Source organism: Streptomyces sp. NPDC005195 (genome assembly GCF_040608315.1).
In the GTDB taxonomy this organism is placed as follows: domain Bacteria; phylum Actinomycetota; class Actinomycetes; order Streptomycetales; family Streptomycetaceae; genus Streptomyces; species Streptomyces kaempferi.
In genome coordinates this window covers 1-2,764 of record NZ_JBEXHZ010000227.1, presented here as the reverse complement: position 1 = coordinate 2,764, position 2,764 = coordinate 1, and the positions used below count along the sequence as shown (strand labels likewise).

The following is a 2,764-nucleotide window of genomic DNA, read 5'->3' as shown; positions in this document are numbered from 1 at the left end:
CACGACGCACCGGCCACCGCCGACTGGGCCCCGGGCGACCTCAAGGACGGTGAGCGTTCCCCACGACTGCTCTGTACTGTGCTGACGCCGGGCAGTGTGCTCTACATCCCCCGAGGTTTCGCCCACCGCGCGGTAGGTGCCGGCGGCCTGTCAGCCCATCTGTCGGCGACGGTGCGGGAGATCTCCCCGCACGACCTGCGGGCAGCCCTGGCCCAGCGGATCTCCGAAGACCTCCACCTCCCCGCACGCCCTCTGGGCGACGCCGCGATCGCTGAAGCCTGCGCCACGATACTCAGCCATCACCAGGCGGCCCTGCGCACGATCACCCCGGAAGACCTGCAACGCGCCACCCGGGCCCTCCAGGCGCGCCAGTCGGCCGAGCAGACGACCCCGGAGACGTTCACCGACGTGGCCCGAACCTGGGAGAGCGGCAATCCGGAGAAGGACCGCACGGGCCGGTCGTCCCTCAACCACACCTGGCGAAACCTGCGCAACGCGGCACGTCCCGCCCGCCGTGGAGAAGGCGAGTTGTAGACGGTTCGGGCCCCGTAAGCGGTGCGCGATGCCGCGATCCCGATCCCGATCTCCATCTCCATTCCGATCACAGCGCAGCGGGCCGGCTTCGATGGCTTCCGTTCCTCCCGGCTGGAGACGCGCGGCCTCACCAGGTCGTCCCGCACTTCACCGGGCCGGCCTCCCTCCCGCCGTACCCAGCACGTCGGCGGCTGACACCAGCACCAACCGCTCCGGATCACCATCGGGCGCAGCCGACCGTCCGGCGGCCAGCTGTCCCCGACACTGCGCACGATCAACCGGGCACTGGCCGCATCCCGGGCACCAGTCGAACGCGGCATGGCACGGCTGAAGTCCTGGCGGAGCTCCCGAAGATCCGGATCAGCCCCACCCGCTGTCATTCGGCCTTCGTTGTGCCCGGTGCCCGCGTTCGCTCGCGCCGGAAGCGGGCGGGTGTCGTGCCGAGATGTGCCCGGAAGGCTCGTGAGAACGCGGACTCGGAGGAGTAGCCGACCTGGCCGGCGACGGCCGCGACGGTTGCGTCGGTGGTGGTGAGCAGTTCCGCTGCCGCCATCAGTCGCGCGCGGGCGAGGAAGGCGCCCACGGTCGTCCCCGTGTCCCGGGTGAAGTGGCGCAGGAAGGTGGCACGGGACATGGCGGCCGCGCGGCTGAGGCGGTCGATCGTCCAGTCGGCCCCCGGATCGTTCAGCATGCCCTCGACGGCCGACGCGATGCGGCCGTCGGCCGCCGCGGTCCACAGGGAGCTCCGCGTGGTGTCGCCCCGCGAGGTGCGCAGCACCATCGCCAGCAGCACGGTGCACAGAGCGGAGAGAATCGCCGCGGTGCCCTCGCCCTCGCGTCGCGCCTCACCGCGCATCAGGGCACTCAGCATGCGCAGCACCTCGTCGCTCTCGGCCGACTGCCCGAAGGAGACGTGCACCGGGTCGGGCAGGCTCGCGAACAACAGCGAACCCGCACCCGCGTCGAAGGTGTAGTGCCCGCAGAACAGGTCGATGACGGGCTGACCGCCGTGCTCGCTGCGCGTGGTCACGAACACGTCGCCGGCGGTCTCCGTCGTCCCCGCTGGGTCGGCGGCGCCGTCGGTGATCACCCGGTGCGGAGCGCCGCTCGGGATCATCACCACGTCTCCGGGGCGCAGGTCTAGCAGGACCGTGCCCACCTGGAGCCGGCACGCGCCTTCCAGCAGCACATGGAAGGGTGCCTCCAGTTCGCCGTACGCCGACACGTCCATCCTGGTACCGGCTCCGAGCAGGCAGCGCTTGTCGAGGCCCGCATCGAGGCGGGCCATCCGCAGCAGTCGGCTGACCGAGTCCATGGTGATACTTTCAGGCAGAAAACCGAGACGATCAAGTCTGGTCGTGCCAGTGGCCGCGCCGCAGACTCGAAACATGGAGATCACCACAGCGCTCACCGCGGACATCCTGGTCATCGGCTTCGGCAAGGGTGGCAAGACCGCCGCTCGTGTACTAGCCGACGCCGGCCGCCGCGTGGTCCTGGTCGAACGGTCCGCGAACATGTACGGGGGGACCTGCCCGAACGTCGGCTGTGTACCGACCAAGATGCTCGTCCACTACGCGACCGCCAAGCATCCGGAGGACGACGCGCAGGCGTTCTTCGCCCACTCGGTCGACGGCGTCCGCGCGCTGACCAGCGCCTTCCGAGCCGGCAACTTCGATGCGCTGAACGGCAGGGACACCGCGACGGTCATCACCGGCACGGCACGGTTCGTCGACCCGCACACCGTCGCCGTCGGAGAGGGACCGGACCGCATCACCGTCACCGCCCCCACGATCCTGGTCAACACCGGGTCCGAGCCGGTGATCCCGCCGATCCCCGGCCTCGCGAGCAGCTCCCACCTCGTCTCCAGCACGGAGCTCACCCAGACGCAGAACCTGCCCGAGCGGCTCGTCGTCCTGGGAGGCGGCTACCTCGGCCTGGAGTTCGCGGGCATCTACCGCCACTTCGGCACCGAGGTCACGGTCCTCGAAGCAGCCGGCCGCCTCCTGCCGCGGGAGGACGAGGACATCGCCGCCTCCGTCGAGGAGATCCTCACCGGCGACGGCATCCGCGTCATCACCGGCGCGAAGGTCACCGAGGTGCGCGACAGCGGCGCCGTCTCGGAGGTCGTGTACGAGAAGGAAGGGCGGACACACACCGTCGAGGCCTCCGCACTGCTGCCCGCCACCGGCCGCCGACCTGTCACGGAGGGCCTCCACCTCGACGCCGCGGG

The 2,764-nt window shown here is 70.6% G+C and carries 3 protein-coding genes and 1 pseudogene; 3 read left to right on the top strand and 1 reads right to left on the bottom strand.

Annotated elements, in window-relative coordinates; all coding sequences use genetic code 11:
* A partial coding sequence (locus tag ABZV34_RS38305; RefSeq protein ID WP_356287565.1) for a cupin domain-containing protein occupies positions 1-534 on the top strand: 534 nt, incomplete at its 5' end.
* A 249-nt stretch (positions 535-783) separates the two neighbouring features.
* Positions 784-903 (top strand): annotated as a pseudogene (locus ABZV34_RS38300) (IS5/IS1182 family transposase); the annotation flags it as partial.
* Between the two features lie 7 nt (positions 904-910).
* On the opposite strand, the gene ABZV34_RS38295 reads toward ABZV34_RS38300, so the two are convergent.
* Positions 911-1,849: an AraC family transcriptional regulator gene (locus tag ABZV34_RS38295; protein WP_356287562.1), complete on the bottom strand. Its 939-nt coding sequence runs from the start codon at positions 1,847-1,849 to the stop codon at positions 911-913.
* A 73-nt stretch (positions 1,850-1,922) separates the two neighbouring features.
* Between ABZV34_RS38295 and ABZV34_RS38290 the strand changes: the two genes are divergently transcribed.
* A partial coding sequence (locus tag ABZV34_RS38290; protein WP_356287559.1) for an FAD-dependent oxidoreductase occupies positions 1,923-2,764 on the top strand: 842 nt, incomplete at its 3' end.

Excerpts from the sequence above, each read along its gene's own strand:
- ABZV34_RS38295 (WP_356287562.1), bottom strand. The coding sequence starts at position 1,849 with ATGGACTCGGTCAGCCGACTGCTGCGGATGGCCCGCCTCGATGCGGGC.